General features: G+C 33.7%; 21 protein-coding genes, 1 tRNA gene, 1 other RNA gene and 1 pseudogene. 11 read left to right on the top strand and 13 right to left on the bottom strand.

What is annotated here, in order from left to right; all coding sequences use genetic code 11:
- Positions 1 to 98: 98 nt before the first annotated feature.
- From recJ to xerD, 3 genes are all read right to left on the bottom strand, one after another.
- On the bottom strand, positions 99 to 1,832 hold the full coding sequence (gene recJ, locus B6C84_RS06650) for a single-stranded-DNA-specific exonuclease RecJ (protein ID WP_086320753.1): 1,734 nt from the start codon (positions 1,830 to 1,832) through the stop codon (positions 99 to 101).
- A 78-nt stretch (positions 1,833 to 1,910) separates the two neighbouring features.
- Complete coding sequence (dsbC, locus tag B6C84_RS06645) at positions 1,911 to 2,615, bottom strand: bifunctional protein-disulfide isomerase/oxidoreductase DsbC (protein WP_086320754.1); 705 nt, start codon at positions 2,613 to 2,615, stop codon at positions 1,911 to 1,913.
- A 26-nt stretch (positions 2,616 to 2,641) separates the two neighbouring features.
- On the bottom strand, positions 2,642 to 3,556 hold the full coding sequence (gene xerD, locus B6C84_RS06640) for a site-specific tyrosine recombinase XerD (RefSeq protein WP_198192139.1): 915 nt from the start codon (positions 3,554 to 3,556) through the stop codon (positions 2,642 to 2,644).
- Between the two features lie 208 nt (positions 3,557 to 3,764).
- On the opposite strand from xerD, the gene B6C84_RS06635 reads away from it, so the two are divergent.
- Positions 3,765 to 4,391, top strand: a complete 627-nt coding sequence (locus B6C84_RS06635) for a Pr6Pr family membrane protein (protein WP_065652075.1) — start codon at positions 3,765 to 3,767, stop codon at positions 4,389 to 4,391.
- Complete coding sequence (grxB, locus tag B6C84_RS06630; RefSeq protein WP_086320755.1) at positions 4,388 to 5,038, top strand: glutaredoxin 2; 651 nt, start codon at positions 4,388 to 4,390, stop codon at positions 5,036 to 5,038. Before B6C84_RS06635 ends, grxB begins: the two co-directional genes overlap by 4 nt.
- Positions 5,039 to 5,186: 148 nt before the next feature.
- Here the strand turns inward: grxB and B6C84_RS06625 are convergent, their stop codons facing one another.
- Positions 5,187 to 6,227, bottom strand: a complete 1,041-nt coding sequence (locus B6C84_RS06625; RefSeq protein ID WP_086320756.1) for a tagatose 1,6-diphosphate aldolase — start codon at positions 6,225 to 6,227, stop codon at positions 5,187 to 5,189.
- Positions 6,228 to 6,411: 184 nt separating this feature from the next.
- On the opposite strand from B6C84_RS06625, the gene B6C84_RS06620 reads away from it, so the two are divergent.
- From B6C84_RS06620 to B6C84_RS06600, 5 genes and pseudogenes are all read left to right on the top strand, one after another.
- Positions 6,412 to 7,731, top strand: coding sequence for an MFS transporter (locus B6C84_RS06620; protein ID WP_217332120.1), 1,320 nt, complete (start codon positions 6,412 to 6,414; stop codon positions 7,729 to 7,731).
- A 519-nt stretch (positions 7,732 to 8,250) separates the two neighbouring features.
- The gene (adhP, locus tag B6C84_RS06615; RefSeq protein WP_065613744.1) at positions 8,251 to 9,282 is read left to right on the top strand and encodes an alcohol dehydrogenase AdhP; all 1,032 of its coding nucleotides are present in this window, start codon (positions 8,251 to 8,253) and stop codon (positions 9,280 to 9,282) included.
- Positions 9,283 to 9,454: 172 nt separating this feature from the next.
- The gene (locus tag B6C84_RS06610; RefSeq protein ID WP_082205223.1) at positions 9,455 to 10,903 is read left to right on the top strand and encodes an APC family permease; all 1,449 of its coding nucleotides are present in this window, start codon (positions 9,455 to 9,457) and stop codon (positions 10,901 to 10,903) included.
- A 73-nt stretch (positions 10,904 to 10,976) separates the two neighbouring features.
- Positions 10,977 to 11,488, top strand: a pseudogene (locus tag B6C84_RS11805) (helix-turn-helix domain-containing protein).
- Positions 11,386 to 12,330, top strand: a complete 945-nt coding sequence (locus B6C84_RS06600; protein ID WP_108720920.1) for an IS3 family transposase — start codon at positions 11,386 to 11,388, stop codon at positions 12,328 to 12,330. The pseudogene B6C84_RS11805 and the gene B6C84_RS06600 overlap by 103 nt, the downstream one beginning before the upstream one ends.
- Before the next feature lie 65 nt (positions 12,331 to 12,395).
- Here the strand turns inward: B6C84_RS06600 and rimL are convergent, their stop codons facing one another.
- The 4 genes from rimL to B6C84_RS06580 form a co-directional block, all read right to left on the bottom strand.
- A complete protein-coding gene (gene rimL, locus B6C84_RS06595; protein WP_065613742.1) occupies positions 12,396 to 12,941 on the bottom strand; it encodes a 50S ribosomal protein L7/L12-serine acetyltransferase in 546 nt (181 codons plus the stop codon).
- A 184-nt stretch (positions 12,942 to 13,125) separates the two neighbouring features.
- Positions 13,126 to 14,490 carry a PTS ascorbate transporter subunit IIC gene (locus tag B6C84_RS06590; protein ID WP_034900872.1) on the bottom strand — a complete coding sequence of 455 codons (1,365 nt, stop codon included), beginning with the start codon at positions 14,488 to 14,490 and terminating at the stop codon, positions 13,126 to 13,128.
- A 15-nt stretch (positions 14,491 to 14,505) separates the two neighbouring features.
- Positions 14,506 to 14,778, bottom strand: coding sequence for a PTS sugar transporter subunit IIB (locus B6C84_RS06585; RefSeq protein ID WP_034900870.1), 273 nt, complete (start codon positions 14,776 to 14,778; stop codon positions 14,506 to 14,508).
- 31 nt (positions 14,779 to 14,809) lie between these two features.
- A complete protein-coding gene (locus B6C84_RS06580; protein ID WP_086320759.1) occupies positions 14,810 to 15,253 on the bottom strand; it encodes a PTS sugar transporter subunit IIA in 444 nt (147 codons plus the stop codon).
- 318 nt (positions 15,254 to 15,571) lie between these two features.
- Between B6C84_RS06580 and B6C84_RS06575 the strand changes: the two genes are divergently transcribed.
- On the top strand, positions 15,572 to 16,603 hold the full coding sequence (locus tag B6C84_RS06575) for a LacI family DNA-binding transcriptional regulator (protein ID WP_065578297.1): 1,032 nt from the start codon (positions 15,572 to 15,574) through the stop codon (positions 16,601 to 16,603).
- A gap of 238 nt (positions 16,604 to 16,841) precedes the next feature.
- Here B6C84_RS06575 and B6C84_RS06570 read toward each other — a convergent pair.
- The 3 genes from B6C84_RS06570 to tgt form a co-directional block, all read right to left on the bottom strand.
- Positions 16,842 to 16,972: non-coding RNA, RtT sRNA (locus B6C84_RS06570), on the bottom strand.
- Between the two features lie 34 nt (positions 16,973 to 17,006).
- Positions 17,007 to 17,083 (bottom strand) — tRNA-Pro (locus B6C84_RS06565).
- 57 nt (positions 17,084 to 17,140) lie between these two features.
- Positions 17,141 to 18,295, bottom strand: a complete 1,155-nt coding sequence (gene tgt, locus B6C84_RS06560; RefSeq protein ID WP_086320760.1) for a tRNA guanosine(34) transglycosylase Tgt — start codon at positions 18,293 to 18,295, stop codon at positions 17,141 to 17,143.
- Between the two features lie 139 nt (positions 18,296 to 18,434).
- On the opposite strand from tgt, the gene B6C84_RS06555 reads away from it, so the two are divergent.
- Entirely contained in the window at positions 18,435 to 19,115 is a 681-nt protein-coding gene (locus tag B6C84_RS06555) for a M48 family metalloprotease (RefSeq protein WP_086320761.1), read from the top strand.
- A 45-nt stretch (positions 19,116 to 19,160) separates the two neighbouring features.
- Here B6C84_RS06555 and queA read toward each other — a convergent pair whose 3' ends face one another.
- A complete protein-coding gene (gene queA / locus B6C84_RS06550) occupies positions 19,161 to 20,192 on the bottom strand; it encodes a tRNA preQ1(34) S-adenosylmethionine ribosyltransferase-isomerase QueA (RefSeq protein ID WP_065578300.1) in 1,032 nt (343 codons plus the stop codon).
- 157 nt (positions 20,193 to 20,349) lie between these two features.
- Between queA and loiP the strand changes: the two genes are divergently transcribed.
- Entirely contained in the window at positions 20,350 to 21,108 is a 759-nt protein-coding gene (gene loiP, locus B6C84_RS06545) for a metalloprotease LoiP (RefSeq protein WP_086320762.1), read from the top strand.
- Between the two features lie 190 nt (positions 21,109 to 21,298).
- Here loiP and B6C84_RS06540 read toward each other — a convergent pair whose 3' ends face one another.
- Entirely contained in the window at positions 21,299 to 22,516 is a 1,218-nt protein-coding gene (locus tag B6C84_RS06540) for a pyridoxal phosphate-dependent aminotransferase (RefSeq protein WP_086320763.1), read from the bottom strand.
- A 143-nt stretch (positions 22,517 to 22,659) separates the two neighbouring features.
- On the opposite strand from B6C84_RS06540, the gene B6C84_RS06535 reads away from it, so the two are divergent.
- A complete protein-coding gene (locus tag B6C84_RS06535; protein ID WP_034900855.1) occupies positions 22,660 to 22,929 on the top strand; it encodes an ACT domain-containing protein in 270 nt (89 codons plus the stop codon).
- Positions 22,930 to 22,958: the final 29 nt, after the last annotated feature.

Here is a 22,958-nt window from a genome sequence, read left to right as displayed (position 1 = left end):
AATATTGTACTAATGATAATACTTATCTGTTGCCAGTATCTTTTAATTAACTGATTTGATTTTTGTAGAAAACTATAATTATAGTCGATTTTACTCGCTTATGCGATAGGCCAAATATGTCTAATCATCAATTTTACCGCCTGATTACCATGAAAATCATTAACATCTAGTTGATAGACAATTTTTACAATTTTTATTGTATTATCTGGCCATTGAGTTAAATTTACATTGAAACATATGCCTTCAATAATTGGACCACCGTTTTTTGGTTCTAATACTAATTTAAGATGTTTTTCAGCAAATAAACGTTGTTGATGCACAATAAAATCACCATCGAATGTTGGTTCTGTAAATCCTTCACCCCATGGACCAGACTCTTTTAATTGTTTAGCTATTGCATAATTAAAATCTTGATTATCTATCTCACCATCGGTTTCAATGATTTGTTCGAGTACATCTAAATTGAGTTGTTCAGTTATCAATGCTTCAAAATGTGCGCTAAATTGGTCTAAATCTTTTTCTTGAATACTTAATCCAGCTGCCATGGCATGTCCACCAAAGCTCACTAGAATATCGGGATATCTCTCATTGAGTTTATCAAGTATGTCTCGTAAGTGAATCCCCTCTATTGATCGTCCGGAACCTTTTAATAATCCATCTTCAGTAGAGGCAAAACATATAACTGGACGATAATGTTTATCTTTCAAACGTGCCGATACAATACCGATAATACCTTGATGCCACTGCGGATGATGTACAACTAATGCGTTCGGAAAAGTAGAATTTTTCTGTTCTACTTGTTCAATATAGGATAACGCTTCTTGATACATTGTTTGTTCAATCAGTTTCCGATCATGATTAAGTGTATCAAGATCAGTTGCTGGTTTAATGGCACTATCATAATCTTCACATAGCAGTAATTCCACGCTAAGCGACATACTATCCATTCGCCCAGCTGCATTTAGCCTTGGGGCTATGTAATAGGCAAGATCTGTGGAAGTTAACGTAAGAGGATCTCGTCTAGAGATATCTAATAATGCTTTGATTCCTTCACAACAATAACCGGCTCGAATACGGCTAATTCCTTGATGAACCAATATACGATTATTGCGGTCAAGTTTTACCACATCGGCAATCGTGCCAAGCGCAACTAAGTCTAGCAAGTTGGTAATGTTATATTCTGCTAACTTATTGCTAGCAAACCAGTTTTCTTTACGTAGCTTTGCCCGTAATGCCAACATAAAATAAAATGCTACACCAACACCAGCTAAGTGCTTAGATGGAAAAGAGCTGTTTGGTAAATTAGGATTAATGATAGCATCAGCTGCTGGTAATTGCTCTGAACACAAGTGATGATCTGTAATTATTACAGTTAAGTTTGATTGTTTTGCAAATTCAACCGCCTCAATAGCCGAAACACCATTATCAACAGTAATAATCAGATCGGCTTTTTTTGACAGTGCTCTTTTTACCACACTTATACTTAAACCGTATCCATCATCAAATCGATTAGGAATGATATAATCGACATGTTTACATCCCATCTTTTTTAATGCTTTTATCATTAATGCAGTACTGGTTGCGCCATCAGTATCAAAATCACCGACAATCATAATCCGTTTATTATTCTGCATAGCTGAATAAACAATTTCGACAGCAGTATGGGTACCGTCTAAGTTGTCATAGTTGCATAAATTACGAGTGGTATAATCTAATTCTTGCATAGATGTTATTCCACGTAATGCATAGACTCGTTGCAATAAGAGTGGAATATCTGGTGACAATTTAGGTAGTACTTCAGGTAATTGGCGGTGTGTTAATTTACTTTTCATATTTTAAATGTTAGCGCATGTGCGCTAACATACATTCTTATTTTTATCTGAATTTTAATTATTAGAAATTATAAAGTACTAATTTTTAGCTTTCTTTTTTAATATTTCGATTAATTTATCAGCAGGAACATAGCCTGAAACTAATTGCCCATCCGGTAGTAATAATGCTGGGGTACCACTGATACCTAATTTTTTACCAACATTAAATTGTTGTGTTACGTAAGGCACCATACTATTTGCTGGAGAAATTGAATTACCCTTATAGGCATTATCAAAAGCAGCTTTACGATCGGCAAGACTCCAAATAGATTGCATATTTTTGCCTACATCACTATCAGCACCGGCTCGAGGAAATGCAAAATAGTGCACTGAGATACCCGCATCTAAGTATTGATTTATATTTTCATGAAGTAATTTACAATAATGACAAGTATAATCGGTGAAAACTGAAATAATATATTTTTCTTTTGGTGCTTTATAAACAATGGCATCTTTTTCAATTGATTTCATTAATTTTAAGTTATTACTGTTGGCAATATTTACTGGTTCACCACCTTCAAGACTATAGATTGGTCCTTGAGTTAAAAATTTACCATCATCTGTTATATAGAAAATACCCTCAGGTGTGATAACACTTTTCAATCCTTGTACTGGATTATTTTCGATAGTAATTTCTTTATTAGAAAAACCTAATTTTTCCATCGATTTGGTGATATCGGCGTTATTGGCTAATACTGAAGTTGAGATTAATGCTAAACCTAAACTTATGACTAATTTTTTCATTCAGTTATCCTTAGTTATATAAACTGTTATGCACGAGGATGATGTTTGCTGTGCAATTGTTTTAATCTTTCTGTTGCAACATGTGTATAAATTTGTGTAGTTGATAAACTACTGTGCCCTAGTAACATTTGTACTACTCGCAAATCGGCGCCATGATTAAGCAAATGCGTTGCAAAGGCGTGCCTAAGTACATGAGGTGAAAGGGCTTCGATATTAATGCCTGCTAGTATGGCATAATATTTGATTCTATGCCAGAATGTCTGTCGTGTCATTTTCTTGCCTAAACGACTTGGAAAAAGTACATCAACTGGCCCATTTTTTAGTAGATCATTGCGTGCATATTTGAAATAGTATTCAAGCCAATAGATTGCTTCTTCTCCTAAAGGAACTAAACGCTCTTTGTTGCCTTTGCCTATAACTCTCACTACTCCTTGCCTTAGGCTGACATCACTAATTTCTAAGTTAACTAATTCTGAGACTCGTAATCCTGTAGCATAAAGCACCTCTAACATAGCTTTATCTCTTAGTTCAATTGGATCATCAATACTTGGTGATTCTAGTAGGGCATCAACCTGTGATTCAGTTAAGTCTTTAGGTAATTTTTTTGGTAATTTTGGTGATGACAATATAGCTGATGGATCATCGGTACGATAGTTTTCTTGATATAAATATTGAAAAAAACGTTTAGTCGCACTTAATAAACGTGCCGAACTACTTGCTCTATAACCATCTTTAACTCGTTGTAGTAAAAATTCCTGTAAGTTAGTGGATTGTGCCGTGAGAAAGTTAACTTTTTGTAATTGTAGTGATTGGCTTAGTGCGAAGAGATCCAGTTTGTAAGATTCAATTGTATTTTCAGCAAGATTTCGTTCTAACCAGATTGAGTCTAGAAATTGTTCAATTAATATTTTATTTTGTGATGATATATCTTTATCAGACATTAAAAACCAACTCATTTTCAATAGTTGTTAATATTATATACTAACTGTCAATAACTTGAAGTTGTCACATTATTATTGCAATTGAAATGCATAAAATTGAATGTTTGGTCAATGAAAACATTAACTTTAGTTGATATTGCAATAATATTTTGTATCTTTTCTATTGCCTACTATATACTGAATTATCTGTTATTTTTTATGATAAGTTATGTTAAAACGAAATATTAATCTTTTTATTGCATTATATGCTTTTTTTATTATTGGTATTGAAACTTATATTTATTGGCATACGCAGCTAAGACCTTGGCAACCAAGTACCCCAACTGGGCGAATAATATTTTACTACAGTTTTTTTACGGTACTTTCCAATCTAATGTTGGCATTTAGTTGTCTATGTTTAACTTTCAATCCCAACTGTAATCGATATAGTTTCAAGGTGATACGACTAAATGGCTTAGTCGGGGTGATTATAACCGCAATAGTTTATAACTTAATTTTGAGGGGAATACATAAACCACCTAATACTTTATTACAGTTTACCAATGAAAGTTTACATGTGATTCTACCGGTTATTGGTATATTAAGTTGGTTAGTTTGGGGTCCATTTCGACGAATTCAGTTTAATGTCATTGTTGGTTCGTTTTTGTCGATGTTAATTTATGGTATTTATATTTTCATACGGGGTTATCTTACTAATCAATATCCATATCCTTTTATTAATGTGGTTAGGGTTGGATATGTTAAAGCGCTATATGCTGCAGGATCAGTTTTTATACTGTTTTTAGGGCTGGCTCTTTTGTTATGGGTCATTGATTGCTTTAGGAGAAGAATATGAAATTGTATATTTATGAACATTGTCCTTTTTGCGTACGGGCAAGAATGATTTTTGGTTTAAAAAATATTCCAGTTGAACAGCATGTCTTTCTCAGCGATGATGTTAAATCACCGACAAGTATGATTGGTGAAAAAATGGTGCCAATCTTACAAAAGGAAGATGGTAGCTATATGCCAGAAAGTCTTGATATTGTTGCTTATGTTGATAGTAATTATGGTAAAGGCCCTATCTTAAGTGGAGTTAAAAATCCAGAAATTGAAGCATTAATTAAACAATTTCAACAATATGATTATAAGTTAGAGTGTCCACGATATGTAAAATTAGGCTTAGCTGAATTTGCCACTCAAGCTGCTATTGATAATTTTATTACAAATAAGAGTAAAAAATTGGGTTCGTTTGCTGATTGCCTTGCCGAAACTGATGCATTAATTGCTAAGATATCTGATTTATTAAATCAGCTTGAACCATTAATTGTGGCATCGAATGCATGTAATGGCACATTATCTTGGGATGATATATGTTTATTTCCGATATTACGCAATTTAACCTGTGTTAAAGGTCTCATTTTCCCTACAAAAATTAAAGCCTATTTAGAGTCAATGGCTGAACTAAGTAAGGTAAACCTGTTTTTTGATCAGGCGGTTTAACAAAAAGTAGAATCCTATTGTATACAAAAATGATGATTAAATAATAGGCAAATTGTTCATTTAATAACAAGAGTACAAGAAAAATAGGAATAAAACTTGTACTCTTATCTGTTATTTAAGTTATTTATTTAAATCTCTACAAAAACGATTAATTACTTAATTTAAGATCAATAATTTCAATTTTGTCTTTACCACCATATACATCGTACCATGGGGTTGCATATTGTTTTAAAATCTTATTAAGTTGTTCAACATTTTCACGTCCAATAGTATCAAGCCAACGTTTTAAGCCATCTTTACCATTTTTAGCATATGCTTCAATACCCTCAAACCAAGTAGCTCGACCTCCTAGAATACCGCTATATTTGGCGCCGTGCTCTCCGGCAAAAATGAGTTCTTCATGGAAAGTTTTAGTTGGTACGCCTGCACTTAAATAAATGAAAGGACGAGTCGCAACATCACTTGCTTGTTTGAAATAATCGGCAGCTTCTTGTTGTGAATAAACTACTGGATTATTATCGTTAAATCCTGCAACATTTTTAAATAGCACTGGCACTTCTACTTTTAAGATATCGATGTAATAGTGATCTTTAGTAAATTCTTCAATTGTCTTGATAACTTTTTGTGGTTTTATTTTTGCGAATTCAGGACTTTTATCATCAGTTACCACATTATCATAAACAATAGGCTCAACAAATACTGGAATGTCAGCCGCTCTCGCTTCATTGCCTAAACGTTCTAAAAAGGCGTGTTTTTTATCTAAAATATCTTGCGGATCGTCAGGATTATAATAGACCAGTACTTTTGCGGCATCAGCTCCTTTTTTTAATAAACGTTGAAGTGAATCTTCCGGTAAAATATCTGGTAAACGTCCTGGTGTATTGGCATCGTAGCCAGTTTTTTCATAAGACATAATTAAACCAGCATTTTTATTTTTTGCTGCCATGCCTTTAAAACCGAGTTCTTCATCCAGTAAAATGGCACTAACATATTTGGTTAATTCCTGAGAAACAAGCTCTTTAAATTCATACACCATATCAATATTATAACGTTCTTGACCTACAGCATTTTGCATCATTTTTACCATAGAACCACGCTGATCGATTGCTAATGCTGCAATTACGCCATCTTGGTTAGATAATTGTTGCATACGGTTGAATTTTCCACGAGAAATGCATTTTGTTGCCATTTTAAAACTCTCCATTTAATAAGATTTTTTCATTGTAGGTTTTTATTTGGCTAATTATTAATCATTTAGTGCTAGTTTTAATTTTGTGTGAACTTTTTGATATTTTCTTTTAAATGGCAATTTGTTCCGGTATATTAGTACAGATTAATAGACTGTTTGTAAAAAAATGTTTACACGGATGATTATGCCAGATTCTATAATAGTTACAAATGTGCGAACATTAAATAATCAAGATTATAAAACCTTAGCTCTATCAGCATTAGGTGGTGCATTAGAATTTTATGATTTTATTATATTTGTCTTTTTTTCAATTACGATAAGCCATCTATTTTTTCCGGATGATATGCCAGCATGGTTAAGTCAAGTTCAAACTTTTGGCATATTTGCTGCTGGTTATTTGATTCGTCCTTTTGGTGGTATTGTGATGGCTCACTTTGGTGATATGTTTGGCCGCAAAAGAATGTTTACACTTAGTATTCTATTAATGGCGTTACCAACATTATTTATTGGTTGTTTACCTACTTATGCCAATATCGGTATTTTTGCACCATTATTACTCTTAATGATGCGATTATGCCAGGGGCTTGCGGTAGGTGGTGAAGTGCCTGGGGCGTGGACATTTGTTGCTGAACATGTACCTAAAAATAAAATTGGCCTAGCCTGTGGTATTTTAACCAGTGGTTTAAGTTTAGGTATTTTGCTGGGTTCATTAGTATCTACCATAATGAGTAAAAGTGTATCAATAGAACAAATGAACGATTGGGGCTGGCGAGTACCATTTATTATTGGTGGTATTTTTGGCTTAATTGCTATGTATCTTCGTCGTTGGTTAAAAGAAACACCGATTTTTTTAGAAATTCAAAAACGTAAGAATGAAGAGTTATCTAAAAAATTACCTGTGATAACCGTTTTAACCCAGTATTTACCACAAACTATTTTATCAATGTTACTGACTTGGGTGTTATCTGCCGGTATTATGGTAATAATGTTAATGACGCCAATTTTATTACAAAAGCAATTTGGTTTTTCTGCAATTGACGCTTTACAAGGTAATATATTAGCTATCATTGGACTTATCATTAGTTGTACGTTTTATGGCATGATGATGGATAAATTTGCAATGGGCAAAGTGCTGGTTATTGGTTGTAGTATTGCTGCTATCATGATTGCTATATTTTATTTATCATTAGAAAACGCAAATCTTCTCTTTATCACTTATTTCTTAGCCGGTTCTAGTGTCGGAATTGTTGGCTCTTTTGCTTATTTTATGGTTAAGGTATTCCCAACTCAGGTTCGCTATAGTGGCGTATCATTTTCATTTAATATGGCTTATGCTATTGCCGGTGGTTTAACCCCATTACTGATTTCATTTTTTAGTGATTTTGTTAGTAAAATGGCACCGGCAATTTATGTGGTTGGATTATTTGTATTAGGCGCTTTAATTGGACTATTCTTATTAGTTAATAACAATAGCCAAAAATATGTGGCAAAAGATATTGCTTAACCTCAATGGGAAAAGAAAAATTTTGAGGAACAGGGTTTTTATGTTCCTCAAAAATCATATCTAGACTATTTCACTGATTCTTGCCAAGCTCAACTATTCGTATTACACCAGCTTTAACACTACGCTGTAATCCTGCTACGAAGTCATTATTATCCAGTTTATATAAACTATATATTCCAACACCGACCGCTAAATTGTTAATAAATGGATTTAATTCTGTCATGAGCATAAAAATTAATTGAAAGCCTTGACTATAAAAATTTTTAGTAAAGATGAGAGATATCAATATCACATATTTATATTATTTTTTAGGTATATGTTTGGTTATGAATCCAATTTGTTGGACCTTTATAATTATCAAGGTTTGTTATTTAACAATTTAGGACTGTACATAGAAAGGAATAATGAATAATTCTCATTTTTATTGATAAATGTGAAATAGCGCATATTTTTTCTAAATAAATAGTTTAAAATGAATCCAGTGATATTTTTAAATTGTAATTATTTTAGGAGAAACAAATGAAAGCTGCAGTTATTAGACAAGAATGCGATGGTCAAGTCGAAATTAAAGACGTTCCTGTTCGCCCATTAGAGGCAGGGGAGGCTTTAGTTGAGGTTGAGTATTGTGGGCTTTGTCACACTGATCTTCATGTCGCTGCTGGCGATTTCGGTAAAAAACCAGGTCGAGTAATTGGTCATGAAGGTGTGGGTATTGTGACTAAAATTGCACCTGATGTAAAAAGTTTGAAGGTTGGAGATCGTGTTAGTATTGCATGGTTCCATGCAGGTTGCGGTACCTGTGAATATTGTATATCTGGTAACGAAACATTTTGCCGAAGTGCTTTAAACTCAGGTTATACTGTCGATGGTGGTATGGCTGAACAATGTATTGTTAAAGCTGATTATGCGGTAAAAGTGCCAGATGGCTTAGATCCAGCTCAAGCAACTAGTGTGACTTGTGCAGGTGTAACTACTTATAAAGGAATTAAGGTTGCTGACACTAAACCTGGTCAATGGCTAGCAGTTTTTGGTATTGGTGGACTTGGTACTTTGGCTATCGAATATGGTAAAAATGTTTTTAACAATAAAGTTGTTGCGATTAGTAACAGTGATAGCCAGCTAGAGTTATGTAAGAAGCTTGGTGCTGATTTAGTGGTCAATCCTAAAAAAGTGGCTGATGTTGGTGCTTACATTAAAGAACATACCGGTGGTGGTGTGCATGGAGCGGTAGTAACTTCAGTTACTAAAACAGCATTCAATCAGGCTATTGGTTCTGTACGTCCATTAGGCCGAGTTGTGGCTCTGGGGTTACCTTCTGAAACAATGGATTTAAGTATTCCTAAAACAGTTTTAGATGGCATTCAAGTGTTAGGCTCATTAGTTGGTACTCGAGAAGATTTAGCGGAAGCATTTCGTTTTAGTGCTGAAGGTAAAGTTGTACCAATGGTTGAAAAACGCCCTCTTGAAGATATCAATGATATGATTGACGAGATGAAAGCAGGTAAAATTCGTGGTCGTATGGTTATTGATATGAAAATGAAGAAAAAATAGTAATTATTAAGTGATTAACTCATTGAAAGTCAGCTTTATGCTGACTTTTTTATTGATAATAATTTCTGATTTGGAAAGCTTTTTTCGATTAAAGTTAATCTTGCTTGTTTTTTATAAATAAAGTCCTATTATAGGCAAGTTTTGCTTTATTGATCAGTTTAAGAGGTTATTTATGTCTGAACACAATTTAGAGAATAATTTGCGGAAAGATCTTGGTTTAGTTTCCGCATTATCACTAGTTGTTGGAATGGTTTTAGGCGCAGGTGCATTTATGAAACCACCCGCTGTATTAGAAGTCGCTGGCGATTATAATTTTGCTTTGTTAGCGTGGATTATTGGTGGAATTTTTTCAATTTGTGGTGGTTTAACGTTATGTGAACTTGGTGTTATGTTCCCAAAAACTGGGGGCATGCTGGTTTATTTAGAAAAAATTTATGGAGCTAAAGTTTCTCATCTATATGGTTGGATGATCACTGTGCTTTTTGCGCCATCTTTAGTTGGTGCTTTGGTTGGTTACTTTAGCTCAGTATTTTGTTTATTATTTGGGATCAATGATGCCTATCGTATGGCGGTAAGCGCTGGTGTTTTGGGGCTTATTGCATGCATTAATTCAATAGGCGTGAAACAGGCTGGATATCTGCAAACGATTGCTACTTTTTGTAAGCTTGTCCCAATCTTATTGTTAGCAATATTTGGATTATGGAAAGGTAATGGGCAAGTTGCACTATTTAGTGCTAGTGGTCAAGGTATTGAAACTTATGCGCCATTTGCAGTAGCAATTTTGGCAACGCTATTTGCATATGATGGCTGGGCACAAGTTGCATCGGTTGCGGGTGAAATTCGTAATCCATCAAAAGTATTACCTAAAGCAATTATTCTAGGCATAATATTTTTAGTAATTGTTTATGCATGTATTAATATTGCACTGTTCAAGATATTTCCAGTACAAGAAATGGTTACGCTTGGCCATGACGCTTCAGCAGTTGCTTCACAGCGCATGTTTGGACATTTAGGTGGTAATTTAGTTGCTGTTGGTATTATGGTTTCAATTCTAGGTGGTATTAATGGTTATATCATGACATTATCTCGAACTATCTTTAGCATGGGAGAGCGAGGAACCATTATTGGAGCAAAATTCCTAAGTACCATTGATGACGATAGTCGTTCACCGGTGAATGCAATTATTATCCTAGTTGTGTTTTCCTTCCTTTATTCAACGCTACTTGATGCTGATCGCTTATCTGAAATTTCGATGTTCTCCATTTGGGTTTTTTATCTATTAACGTTTATTGGGGTAATTATCGCCAGGAAAAAATTTGCTGATATCCCAAGACCTTATAAAGTCATTGGTTACCCAGTTATTCCTCTTATCGCTATTTTAGGTGCTGGATATGTTATATACGGTATGTTAATTCACCAAACTGTAAATGGGATAGCCTCGATAGTGTTAACACTAATTGGTTTACCTCTTTATTACTATTTTGATAATAAAAATAAACATATTGAACTTTCACTTGGTGAAGTAAAGAAATACCAATTTAAAACCAAGTATATGATTGCAATATCTTCAATTATTATTGTTTTAGGTTTAATCGCCTATGGTTATTTTATAATCAAATAATCGTTAAGCACATTTATTAAACAATTTGAAGTGCCCCCCAATAGTTGGACAACCAATTACAGGGGGTCTTTTTATGTCAAAATATAGTCGAGATTTAAAAATTATCATAGCTAATGAATTCTTATCAGGAGAATCATCGGAAATTCTTTCAAAAAAATATGCGATATCTTCTCGTCAGATTCGATATTGGTCCCAAGTGGTTGCGATTCATGGTGATAACGCCTTTCAACCAACACCTCATTTACGTCATGCTGAAGCAAGATTACAAGCATTAAAATTAATGTGGACAAATAATTGGTCTCTCGGGCACAGCACACTAGTGCTATGCTTAATTTAAGCTCCCCCGGTCTTCTATTTGTTTGGCTTGATAGATATCATAAAAAAGGTTTCCGAGGGCTTGAATATCGTTCCAGAGGAAGACCCTGTATGAAGCACCCCCGCATTGAACCCACTCACAGTGATGACGAAAAAATAATTGAAGAATTAAAAGAGGAAATTGCTTATCTACGAGCAGAAAATGCTGTTCTAAAAAAGTTCGAAGAGCTAAAGCAAGCAAAACGACAACAAACAAAGAAAAAACGTTAGTTGTTTTAGCTCTTAAATATCAGTATTCCTTAAAACATTTGCTATCAGCAACAAAACTGGCAAAAAGTGTTTTTTATTATCATGTTAATAGGTTGAAAATGCCGTCTGCTTATGAAAATGAGTTAAAACGTATAGAATCGATTTACCATGAACATAAAGGGCGTTATGGTTATCGGCGAATTCATTTAACGTTGATAAATGAAGGCATTAAGCTCAATCATAAAACGGTACAACGATTAATGGGTCAACTTAATCTCAAATCGACAGTAAGACCTAAAAAATATCGTTCTTATCGTGGAGAGACAGGTAAAACAGTAGCTAATTATCTTAAAAGAGATTTTGAATCATCGAGACCGAATGAAAAATGGGTAACGGATGTCACAGAATTTAAGGTAAATGAAGAGAAAATTTACCTATCGCCCATTATCGATTTATATAATCAAGAAGTAATAGCTTATAAAGTGGCTAAAAATGCACGTTTGACCTTGGTGACAGATATGCTTCAAAAAGGGATATCACGATTGAAACAGTATGAAAAACCGTTACTACATAGTGACCAAGGCTGGCAATATAGAAATTGCCATTATCAGAAGCTACTAGCTAATAATGGCATCAAACAAAGTATGTCCAGAAAAGGAAATTGTTTAGATAATGCGGTAGCTGAAAACTTTTTTGGTCTATTAAAATCAGAAATGTATCATGGACAATGCTTTAAAGATGCAGATGAATTGATTGAAAAAATAGAAGAATATATAGAATACTACAACACCAAACGGATTAAGGCCAAATTAAAAGGCCTGACTCCGGTTGAATATCGAAATCAGGCCTTACAAGCCGCTTAATAAAAGTGTCCAACTTTATGGGGTCACTTCATTAGGTCGGTTTTTTTATCAGCAAATAATTAAACTTAATCGACAATCAAACCATAAATATTTTGATCATGAAAAGTTTCATTAATATATTCAGCTTGTTTTAAAGTACCTTCATAACTAAAACCACAGCGTTTGGCTAAAGCATTACTTTTCTCATTATAAACAGTACACTTAATTACAAATCGTCTAATTATTTTTTGCATAGCATAATGCTTTATTAATGCATTGAGTGCCGCGGTCATTACTCCATTGCCTTGCATTGAACCATCTAACCAATAACCGATATAAGCTGTTTTATTATTTTTATCAATCTGATTAAAAGATAGTAATCCAATAGCTTGACCTTTTAATAAAATGACATAGGTTTTGCTTTCATTCTGTTGATGTTTTAACCAACAAGAATCTAAAAACTGCGCTGTATCGGCTTGGTTTTTTACAAATTTAGGCCATGCCATAAATTGACTAAAGTGCTCTCTATTGCCAGCGATAATATTATAAACATCTGATGCATATTGATTATTTGCTGGTACTAAGCAAAGATGTTTATTAACATCAATTATATCTTTTTGATTATTTGTCATTATTAACTTTTTAAAATACCTAACAAAGTTGTTTAAAGATTTTAAACAAATTATGTTGTCATGTATATTAAATAAACGACGTTGTTGAAAGTTGATAGGCTAAGTTGTAGTAAGATGAAATAGTATAAAATTGCCAGACTAACAAGTCTGGCATCATATTGTTACTTAATGAAAAGATAATAATCTATTTTTCATTGTTACTTTTTTTAGGTTTTGTTAATGCATTATGTACAACTAACAAAGCAAAAATAGCGATAAAGATTCCCATAATAATATCTTTATTGAACCATTTTGCCATATTGCCCAGAATAATTCCTACACCACAAAAGTCTACATCAGAGAAAGTTGTATTAGAAAAACCAAGTGACCCTAAAACTGGTAATAAAAGTACTGGTAGGAATGTCACTAATAAGCCATTTGCAAATGCACCAAGCATTGCACCTCGACGGCCCCCCATAGCATTACCAAATACGCCAGCAGTTGCACCACAGAAGAAATGAGGTACAACACCCGGTAAAATAAGTACAGCATTTAGTTGTCCTAGTACAAATAATCCAACTAATCCACCAAGAAAACTAAATAAGAAGCCAATTAATACTGCATTTGGTGCATAAGGGAAAACAACAGGACAGTCTAAAGCAGGTTTTGCATTTGGTACTAATTTTTCTGAGAAACCAGTAAATGCAGGAACAATTTCAGCTAAAATAAGTCTAACCCCTTGAAGGATGATGAATACACCTGCCGCAAATGTGATGGCTTCAATAATCGCATAAACTAAATAATTATCTCCTTTACTTAGGTTTGTTTGAATATAATCAGGGCCAGCAAATATAGCTAAAATTAAGTAGATAATCATCATTGTTAATGAGATAGAAATTGAGCTATCACGTAAAAAACTTAAGTTTTTTGGTAAATTCATTTCTTCAGTAGAACGTGAGCCTTTACCAAAGGCAGAACCAAGCCAACCCGCTAATACATAACCTAAGGTACCGAAATGACCGAATGCAACATCATCATTGCCAGTTATTTTGCGCATTTGTGGTTGGGCTAAAGCTGGGAAGAATGCCATGATCAAGCCGAGAACCAATGAGCCAGTAAATACTAATTGCCAACCTTCAAATCCAGCAACGGTCAAAATAATACTGATCATACATGCCATATAAAAAGTATGATGGCCAGTTAGAAAAATATATTTTAAGCATGTGAATCTTGCAACCATAATATTGGCAACCATACCGAATGCCATAATTAACGCGGTTGCTGTACCATATTCATTTAATGCCATTGAAACGATGGCTTCATTATTAGGGATGATACCTTGAAGTTTAAAAGCTTCTTCAAACATTAAACCTAAAGGAGTAATTGCACTGATTAAAACCGTTGCACCACCACCTAATACTAAAAAACCTAAAATTGTTTTAACCGTTCCTTTAACTGTATCTGCAAATGATTTTCGTTGTGCTAATAGCCCAACCATGGCGATTAGACCTACGAGTATTGCTGGTACTTTTAAGATATCAACAACGAATTTAATTACTTCTTGAATCATAGCATTACCTCATAATTAGGCTTTATTAAAATGTTCAACGAGTTTTTGCTCTAAATCGTTGATATCAATAATATTGTTTAAAACTACTAATTTATCTTGTGGAATGCCAGAACTTGCTGCTAGATCTTTAGTCATCACAAAAAGATCTGCTTGTTCTGGTGTGGCTGAGGCAAGATCGGCATGTGTTACTTCAGCATCAATGTTTAATTTTTTGAGTACTTTTTTGATATTCATTTCAACCATGAAACTACTACCAAGTCCTGAACCACAAACAGCCATAATTTTCATATTATTTATCCTTATATTAATTGGTTTGAATTTAATAACGATCAATTACTGTTAAAATTTCATCGCTATTTTTAGCATTAAAAATTGTATTAACATCATTTGATTCAGCAAATAATGAAGCTAACTGAGTTAACATTTCGATGTGACTAGTGCTATCACTTGCGGCTAACAAAGTAATTAAATAAACAGGATCATTTTCTTCTGAATTAAAATTAACGCCATTTTTAACTAATAGCATCGATAATCCTAAATTATTTACTCCTTGTTCTGGTCTGGCGTGAGGCATTGCAATTCCTGGTGCTAATACATAGTAAGGACCAATTGATTCATGTAGCTGAAAGATAGCATCAATATAGTTTGGTGTTATTGATTGATTCTCTAATAATGGAGTGGCGCAAAGCTCTATTGCTTCTTTCCAATTTTTGACAGAATCAACAATTTTTACCGTTTGACCAGTTAGCCATTGATTTAACATTTTACCTCCGAAAAACTGATTTATTATTTGTTAATATTACGATAATAGAAAATTAACACATTGGCTAACAATAATAATTTAAAAAAAACAAAAATGTGATAGCGCTATCATTTTTTAGTCAATAATTTTTCTATTTTGTGATTTGGATAGCATTTTTAATATATATTTGAAAAAAAAATTGTTATTGCATAATATTATAATAATCTCTCTTTTTTTGATTAAATATTTAAATTAGTAAGTTAACTTATTGTAATTATTTGTTTTGTGAAATTTTGGAGTATACATTTAACTATTAGTTAGTTCAAATTGAGATCAGATATGCAGGATACAAAAAAGCGCAGAAGTACAGGTCAAACAACTTTATTTGATGTCGCTAAATATGCTGGTGTTGGTACGATGACTGTTTCAAGAGCATTACGAACGCCAGATAAAGTGTCGGATAAACTGCGTCAAAAAATCCAACTAGCAGTTGAGACATTAGGCTATAAACCTAATATAGCAGCCAGTTTACTCGCATCAGCTTCTGCCAATAAAGTTATTGCAGTCATTACTACAAAAATTTATGAAGATTCAACCCGTATAGCACTCAATTCACTGCAAGCATATTTACTCAAAGAAGGTTATACCACAATTATATTTGAATCTTATTATTTCTATAAACGTGAATCACAACTATTAGATACTCTCTATAGTAATAATCTTGAAGCGATATTGCTCTTTTATATTGAAAATGATGATTTTGTTGAAAAAATATTAAATAATAAAACGATTCCTACTTTCAATATTGGTAAGTCGTATGATGAAGTGGCAAATATACATATCGAAGTGGATGATAGTTTAGCAATGTGTATGTTGACTGAACATGTAATAAAAAAAGGCTATCGCCATATTGGTTTACTTTGTGCTGACCATCAATGTCATGTTTTTCAACAAAGGTTACATGGTTGGCATAAAGCTATGTTAAACAATCATTTGCCAACCCATAGAATAATTAATCCGGCAAAACCGGCTAATTTTAGTACTGGTAGTGCATTGTTACCTGATATCTTGTTGAACTGGCCTGAAATAGATGCATTAGTTTGTACTACCGATGAGTTGGCGTGTGGTGTGCTCTATGAATGTCAAAGACGACATATTCGCGTTCCTTATCAATTAGCCGTTTGTGGATTTGGTGATAGCGAATTTAGTCAGGTAAGCATTCCAACACTCACTACTGTTTCTTTACCTTCAAAGAAAAAAGGGGAATATATCGGTAATTTATTATTGAATGAATTAACAGATAAAGGTGGTCATTCAAGTTTCGAAATATCAACTCTGGTACCAACAATTTGTTTAAGAGATAGTTTGTAATTTAACCAGAAAGTTAATCATTTAAAGAAATACTTTAAGTTTGAATTAATCTAATAGCTATGATAATAAAATGAATGGATGAGAGCGAGGATTGACTTGCATTCCATGCTTGTCCTATGGATTGTTGCTAAAGCAATACTGCCTAGTAATACTCGATCCTCTTGTTGGTTAGACTCAAGAATATATTTGTGATAATAAAGAAGCCTATTCGTTTGAATAGGCTTTTTTATATAAAATTGGTCGGCGAGAGAGGATTGACTCGCATTTTATGCTCGCCCTACGGGTCGTTGCTAAAGCAACGCTGTCTCGTTCTACTCGGCTCGAACCTCTTATCGGTTCGAATCAAATGCATCGTTGTAGTAATAAAAAAGCCCACTCAAACGAGTAGGCTTTCTTATTAAATTGGTCGGCGAGAGAGGATTCGAACCTCCGACCCACTGGTCCCAAACCAGTTGCGCTACCAAGCTGCGCTACTCGCCGTTAGGAAGCGCATAATACTGCGCTAACTATAATGTGTCAATAGTTGATATATAAATTTTAGCAACTTTGTTCGGCTTTGTTACCTAATGGTGCTGGTGTTTTACCTATTCGTTGATAGAATTCAGTAACAAACGCTTCATATCGTCTATTTGCTACCGCTTCGCGTATTTCAGCCATTAAACGTTGATAATAACGTAAATTGTGAATAGTATTTAAGCGAGCTCCCAATATTTCACCGCATTTATCTAAATGATGAAGATAAGATTTTGTGTAGTTTTTACAGGTATAACAATCACAGTGCGGATCTAGTGGTGTCGTATCGTCTTTATATTTGGCATTACGAATTTTTATAACCCCATTGGTAACAAATAAATGACCATTACGAGCGTTTCGAGTTGGCATTACGCAGTCGAACATATCGATACCTCGACGTACACCTTCAACTAAATCTTCTGGTTTACCAACACCCATTAAATAACGGGGTTTATCGGCAGGTAATTGTGGACAGGTTCCTTCAAGTATGCGGTGCATATCTTCTTTCGGTTCACCAACCGCAAGTCCACCAACCGCATAACCATCAAAACCAATTTCGGTTAATCCCTTAATTGAAATATCACGTAATTCTTGATGTATACCGCCTTGTACAATACCAAATAATGCATTTTTGTTATTTAGTTCATCAAAACGTTGTCGGCTACGTTTTGCCCAACGTAAGGACATCTCCATTGATTTTTTGACATAATTCCATTCAGCAGGAAAGGGGGCACATTCATCAAAAATCATTACAATATCAGAACCAAGATCATATTGGATTTCCATTGAAATTTCAGGAGATAAGAAAATTGAATCACCATTAATTGGATTACGAAAATAAACACCTTCTTCTTTTATTTTACGAATATCACCAAGACTAAAAACTTGAAATCCCCCTGAATCGGTTAAGATTGGTCCTGACCACTGCATGAAATCATGAAGATCTCCGTGTTTGCGCATAATTTCCTGTCCTGGTCTTAACCATAGATGAAAAGTATTACCCAATAAGATTTGTGCTCCTGTTGCTTTTACTTCTTCAGGAGTCATACCTTTTACTGTGCCATAGGTACCAACCGGCATAAAGGCAGGAGTCTCAACGGTATATTCCACTCCACGACGATCAAACTTCATACGGCCACGACGAGCTAAGCCGTCAGTATTATCTAACTCAAATTTCATTTTTATATTAACCTCTTGCGACCAAATAAACAGTTTGGCGCCAATTATTGCTATAATACAAACTTGTATTATTAAATAGTGGCGCCTAGTGTATCGTGCTAAGCTTAATTAGACAATATTTGTAAGGATTTTCGAACCATTGAAATCTATTATTTTATTTATCTCATGTGTTGTAATACTTATGCAGGTTGGATGTCAAAGCCAAACTAGAATACCACCAACGATTGTTTTACCTGAAGGAGTTAAAAGCTTATCGGAAAATGATATATTGGCAATTAGTCAACAAGCTTGTATTGAAAATGACAATAGAGCGATTATTCCTCCTGATTATCATCATCTTAATCGTCGATTATCTAAAATAGCCCAAAGTTTACCAAAACGAATAAATAATATTGAATTAAACTATAAGGTTTATATTGATACAGCCCCCAATGCTTGGTCAACAGCTAATGGTTGTATTCGAATAAATAGTGGTTTAATAAAATTACTTGAAGATAATGAGTTACAAGCCGTACTTGCGCATGAACAGGCTCATATAGCCCTAAAACATGGGATAAGTTTGTTTCGACAAGCTCCTTATATTGAAATTACTGATAAAGCTAATGAACTTGTAATTATTGTAAAAGAAGAAACCTCACATCAATATGAGGTTGAAGCAGATAGTTATGCTTTTAATTTATTAGTGCGAGAAAGTATAGATCCAATTGGTTTGCTCAAAATGTTAACAAAAATGCCAATTCATTCTAAAAATCAACCTACCTCACATCCATCAAGAATAAAACGAATGGCCAATATTGTTGATAGGTTGAATTATCATTAACTATTTTTAATTTATTGAATATAAATGATTTATTCTAGATATAAATCATTTATTATTGGTAATTAGCATTGCATCACCATAACTAAAGAATTGATATTTTTCTTTTACGGCATACTGATAAGCATTCATGGTGTTCTCATAACCAGCAAATGCTGAAACCAGCATAATTAATGTTGATTCAGGTAAATGGAAGTTAGTGATAAGAGAATCAATGACTTTAAATTGATAGCCAGGGTAAATAAAAATTCGGGTGTCAGCAAAAAAAGGCGCTATAGTTCCAGTTTGTTGTGCCGCACTTTCAAGAGCTCTGACCGATGTTGTTCCTACAGCAATAACTTTATTTCCACGAGCTTTACAGTCTAAAACAGCTTTCACAACTGATTCTGGAACTTCTGCATATTCGGCATGCATAATATGGGTTTCAATATTTTCAACTCTGACAGGCTGAAATGTACCTGCGCCCACATGTAAGGTAACAAATTCCATCTCAACACCTTTTTGTTTAAGTTTGTCTAATAAAGGTTTATCAAAATGAAGACCTGCTGTTGGGGCTGCGACAGCTCCGGGAACTTTGCTATAAACGGTTTGGTATACTTCACGATCTTGAGCATCATCAGGGCGATCTATATAAGGAGGTAATGGAATATGGCCAATTTCATTTAAGATGCTAAGCACATCGTCAGGAAATTGTAGCTCAAATAATGCATCATGGCGTGCTACCATAGTAACTTGGATATTTTCATTTTCACCTAAAATAAGTTCTGCTCCTATTTTAGGCGACTTTGAGGCTTTAATATGTGCGAGTGCTCGATTTCCCTCTAACAATCGTTCAATCAATACTTCAATTTTTCCACCTGATACTTTTTTTCCATATAACCGTGCAGGAATCACTTTAGTATTATTGAAAATGAGTAAATCACCAGCATTGATATAATCAACAATATCTGTAAATACTTTATCTTCAATTTTACCTGTATGGCCATCAAGTGCTAATAATCGACAAGAACTTCTTGTTTCTGAAGGGTATTTTGCTATCAGTTCTTTGGGGAGAGTAAAATTGAAATCAGACAGTTGCATAATTATGTTCCTCAAAAAAATGAGGCACTAGTCTAAATGGCTAATTATCTCTAAGCAAGTAATTATTTGTTGATTATTATTAAAGTTGCGTTAAAATTCAATTTATCTAACATTTATGTTAGAAGAAAGTAAAGTCTGTTAATATAAGGAAAATATTATGAAAAAACATCAAAAAACATTGCTTGTTGCACTACCTTTAGTTGCAGCTATGTCTTTAGCTGGCTGTAAAAATATGAGTGCTAGTGATTTAACTAGTCTTGGTATGAAAGGTTTAAAAGCAGCAACACTCAGTGATAATGATGTGAAATCATTAAGCCAACAATCATGTGCGCAAATGGATGCTCAATCAAAAATTGCTCCAGCTAAAAGTGCTTATACTAAACGTTTAAATAAAATTGCTAAAGCTCTTGGTAATAATATCAATGGAACTCCAGTTAACTATAAAGTGTATATTACTAAAGATGTTAACGCTTGGGCAATGGCTAATGGTTGTGTTCGTGTTTACAGTGGTTTAATGGATATGATGACTGATAACGAAATTCAAGGCGTTTTAGGTCACGAATTAGGTCACGTAGCTTTAGGTCATAGTAAAAAAGCAATCCAAGTTGCTTATGCAACAGAAATTGCTCGTGATGCAGCGGCGGCATCAGGTAACAGTACAGTTGCAGCATTATCTAAATCTTCTTTAGGTGCTTTAGCTGAAGCTGTTATCAATGCTCAATTCTCTCAATCACAAGAACAAGACGCTGATGATTTCTCTTTTAATTATTTAGTTAAGAAAAAAATCAATCCAGCTGGTCTTGCAACTGCATTTGATAAATTAGGTGGTGGTGATGCATCAATTTTAAGTAGCCATCCATCTTCAGCAAAACGTGCTGAAAATATTCGTAATAAATTAGCTGAATTAAAAAGATAATTCATTTAAATAATTTATTAGAAAAAAAGCGCCTTTTTGGCGCTTTTTTATTGGTTACTTTTTATGATTAATAATTATAAATAACAAGCTTAAGCAACGATTAAGCAATTTAAGATTTTGTTGAAATAAAAAATAGTTTTTAATAGTTGAATATCCCCCTATCTATAATTAGAGGGATATAGGAATTAAATTATGCTTGTTTATAGTTAGATAAAAAGTGTGCAAATCGAGCTATAGCGTCTTGTAGTTCTCCAGTATGAGGTAAAGCAACAATTCTAACATGATCTGGTTTATGCCAATTAAATCCACTTCCCTGAACTAATAGTACTTTTTCTTGTAACAAAAAGTCTAAAACTAATTTTTGATCGTTATGAATATTAAATTTTTTCTGATCCAGCTTAGGGAATAGATATAAAGCACCCTGAGGTTTGGTACAAGAAACGCCGGGAATATCATTTAATAAACGCCATGCCAACATACATTGATCATAGAGTCGACCGCCAGGCACAATAAATTCGTTAATACTTTGATAACCACCCAATGCTCCTTGAATTGCATGTTGCAGTGGTACATTGGCACATAAACGCATTGAAGCTAACATATTTAGACCTTCAATATAACCTTTAACGTGTTGTTTTGGTCCACAAAGTGCCATCCAACCTTGCCTAAAACCAGCAACTCGATAAGTTTTCGATAAACCACTCATAGTAATAACAAATAGATCTGGTGCTAAAGCTGCTATTGAATGATGTATGGCATCATCATATAAAATTTTATCGTAAATTTCGTCAGCAAAAATAATTAAATTATTTTGGCGTGCGATTTCCGCTATTTCGAGTAAAACTTCTTTACTATACACTGCGCCAGTAGGATTATTGGGGTTAATAATCACAATCCCTTTGGTTTTTGGGGTGATTTTTTGTTTGATATCTTGTAAATCAGGTGACCAATTAGCTTCTTCATCACAAAGATAGTGAACCGCGTTACCACCAGATAAACTAACGGCAGCAGTCCAAAGTGGATAATCAGGCATTGGTACTAATATTTCATCACCACTATTAAGTAATGCTTGCATTGATTGAACAATTAACTCAGAAACACCATTACCAATATAGATATCTTCTACATCTAAATTAGTAATTCCTCTGGATTGATAATGCTGCATAATCGCTTTACGAGCAGAATAAAGACCTTTTGAATCACAATATCCTTGTGATGTTGGTAGGTTGCGAATAACATCCACTAATAGTTCATCTGGAGCAGTAAAACCGAAAGGGGCGGGATTTCCAATATTAAGTTTAAGAATGGTTTGACCTTCTTCTTCAAGCTTTTTTGCATGTTCAAGAATTGGTCCACGAATGTCATAACAAACATGATCCAATTTATTGGATTTTTGAAAATTCACCATAATAACGCCCTTTCATTTTATCTTTTTGTTTTTTATTTTGATTAAAAAAACAATCTACTCCTATTTAGATAATTTTTGAAGGTGTTATTATAAACAACTCAATAAATATTTTTTAAGTGTATAAAATTTGTGCGGAGAGTGTGATGAAAACAATTTTAACGGTAATAGGTAAGGACCAAACAGGAATTATTGCAGGGATAAGCCAAAAGTTATATGAATTAAATATTAATATTTTAGATGTTAGCCAAACTATCATGGATGAGTATTTTACCATGATTATGTTATTAGATTTATCTAAAATTAACGCCACTTTTGATGAAGTTAAAAATACTTTAGTACATACCGGTGAGCAGTTAAAAGTTAAAGTGAATATACAACGAGAAGAAATTTTTGATGCAATGCATCGTTTATAAGCTCAATTTCATATTTTTACGAAAGGATA

Source organism: Gilliamella apis (assembly GCF_002142155.1).
Lineage (GTDB): Bacteria > Pseudomonadota > Gammaproteobacteria > Enterobacterales > Orbaceae > Gilliamella > Gilliamella apis.
The sequence above is the reverse complement of the archived record's forward strand: the minus strand, read 5'-3'. Positions and strand labels throughout refer to the sequence as shown.

What these genes read in the sequence shown, in the direction of transcription:
- recJ (WP_086320753.1), bottom strand. Translation starts at nt 1,832, where the DNA reads ATGAAAAGTAAATTAACACACCGCCAATTACCTGAAGTACTACCTAAA.
- dsbC (WP_086320754.1), bottom strand. Translation starts at nt 2,615, where the DNA reads ATGAAAAAATTAGTCATAAGTTTAGGTTTAGCATTAATCTCAACTTCA.
- xerD (WP_198192139.1), bottom strand. Translation starts at nt 3,556, where the DNA reads ATGTCTGATAAAGATATATCATCACAAAATAAAATATTAATTGAACAA.
- B6C84_RS06635 (WP_065652075.1), top strand. Translation starts at nt 3,765, where the DNA reads ATGTTAAAACGAAATATTAATCTTTTTATTGCATTATATGCTTTTTTT.
- grxB (WP_086320755.1), top strand. Translation starts at nt 4,388, where the DNA reads ATGAAATTGTATATTTATGAACATTGTCCTTTTTGCGTACGGGCAAGA.
- B6C84_RS06625 (WP_086320756.1), bottom strand. Translation starts at nt 6,227, where the DNA reads ATGGCAACAAAATGCATTTCTCGTGGAAAATTCAACCGTATGCAACAA.
- B6C84_RS06620 (WP_217332120.1), top strand. Translation starts at nt 6,412, where the DNA reads ATGCCAGATTCTATAATAGTTACAAATGTGCGAACATTAAATAATCAA.
- adhP (WP_065613744.1), top strand. Translation starts at nt 8,251, where the DNA reads ATGAAAGCTGCAGTTATTAGACAAGAATGCGATGGTCAAGTCGAAATT.
- B6C84_RS06610 (WP_082205223.1), top strand. Translation starts at nt 9,455, where the DNA reads ATGTCTGAACACAATTTAGAGAATAATTTGCGGAAAGATCTTGGTTTA.
- rimL (WP_065613742.1), bottom strand. Translation starts at nt 12,941, where the DNA reads ATGACAAATAATCAAAAAGATATAATTGATGTTAATAAACATCTTTGC.
- B6C84_RS06590 (WP_034900872.1), bottom strand. Translation starts at nt 14,490, where the DNA reads ATGATTCAAGAAGTAATTAAATTCGTTGTTGATATCTTAAAAGTACCA.
- B6C84_RS06585 (WP_034900870.1), bottom strand. Translation starts at nt 14,778, where the DNA reads ATGAAAATTATGGCTGTTTGTGGTTCAGGACTTGGTAGTAGTTTCATG.
- B6C84_RS06580 (WP_086320759.1), bottom strand. Translation starts at nt 15,253, where the DNA reads ATGTTAAATCAATGGCTAACTGGTCAAACGGTAAAAATTGTTGATTCT.
- B6C84_RS06575 (WP_065578297.1), top strand. Translation starts at nt 15,572, where the DNA reads ATGCAGGATACAAAAAAGCGCAGAAGTACAGGTCAAACAACTTTATTT.
- tgt (WP_086320760.1), bottom strand. Translation starts at nt 18,295, where the DNA reads ATGAAATTTGAGTTAGATAATACTGACGGCTTAGCTCGTCGTGGCCGT.
- queA (WP_065578300.1), bottom strand. Translation starts at nt 20,192, where the DNA reads ATGCAACTGTCTGATTTCAATTTTACTCTCCCCAAAGAACTGATAGCA.
- loiP (WP_086320762.1), top strand. Translation starts at nt 20,350, where the DNA reads ATGAAAAAACATCAAAAAACATTGCTTGTTGCACTACCTTTAGTTGCA.
- B6C84_RS06540 (WP_086320763.1), bottom strand. Translation starts at nt 22,516, where the DNA reads ATGGTGAATTTTCAAAAATCCAATAAATTGGATCATGTTTGTTATGAC.
- B6C84_RS06535 (WP_034900855.1), top strand. Translation starts at nt 22,660, where the DNA reads ATGAAAACAATTTTAACGGTAATAGGTAAGGACCAAACAGGAATTATT.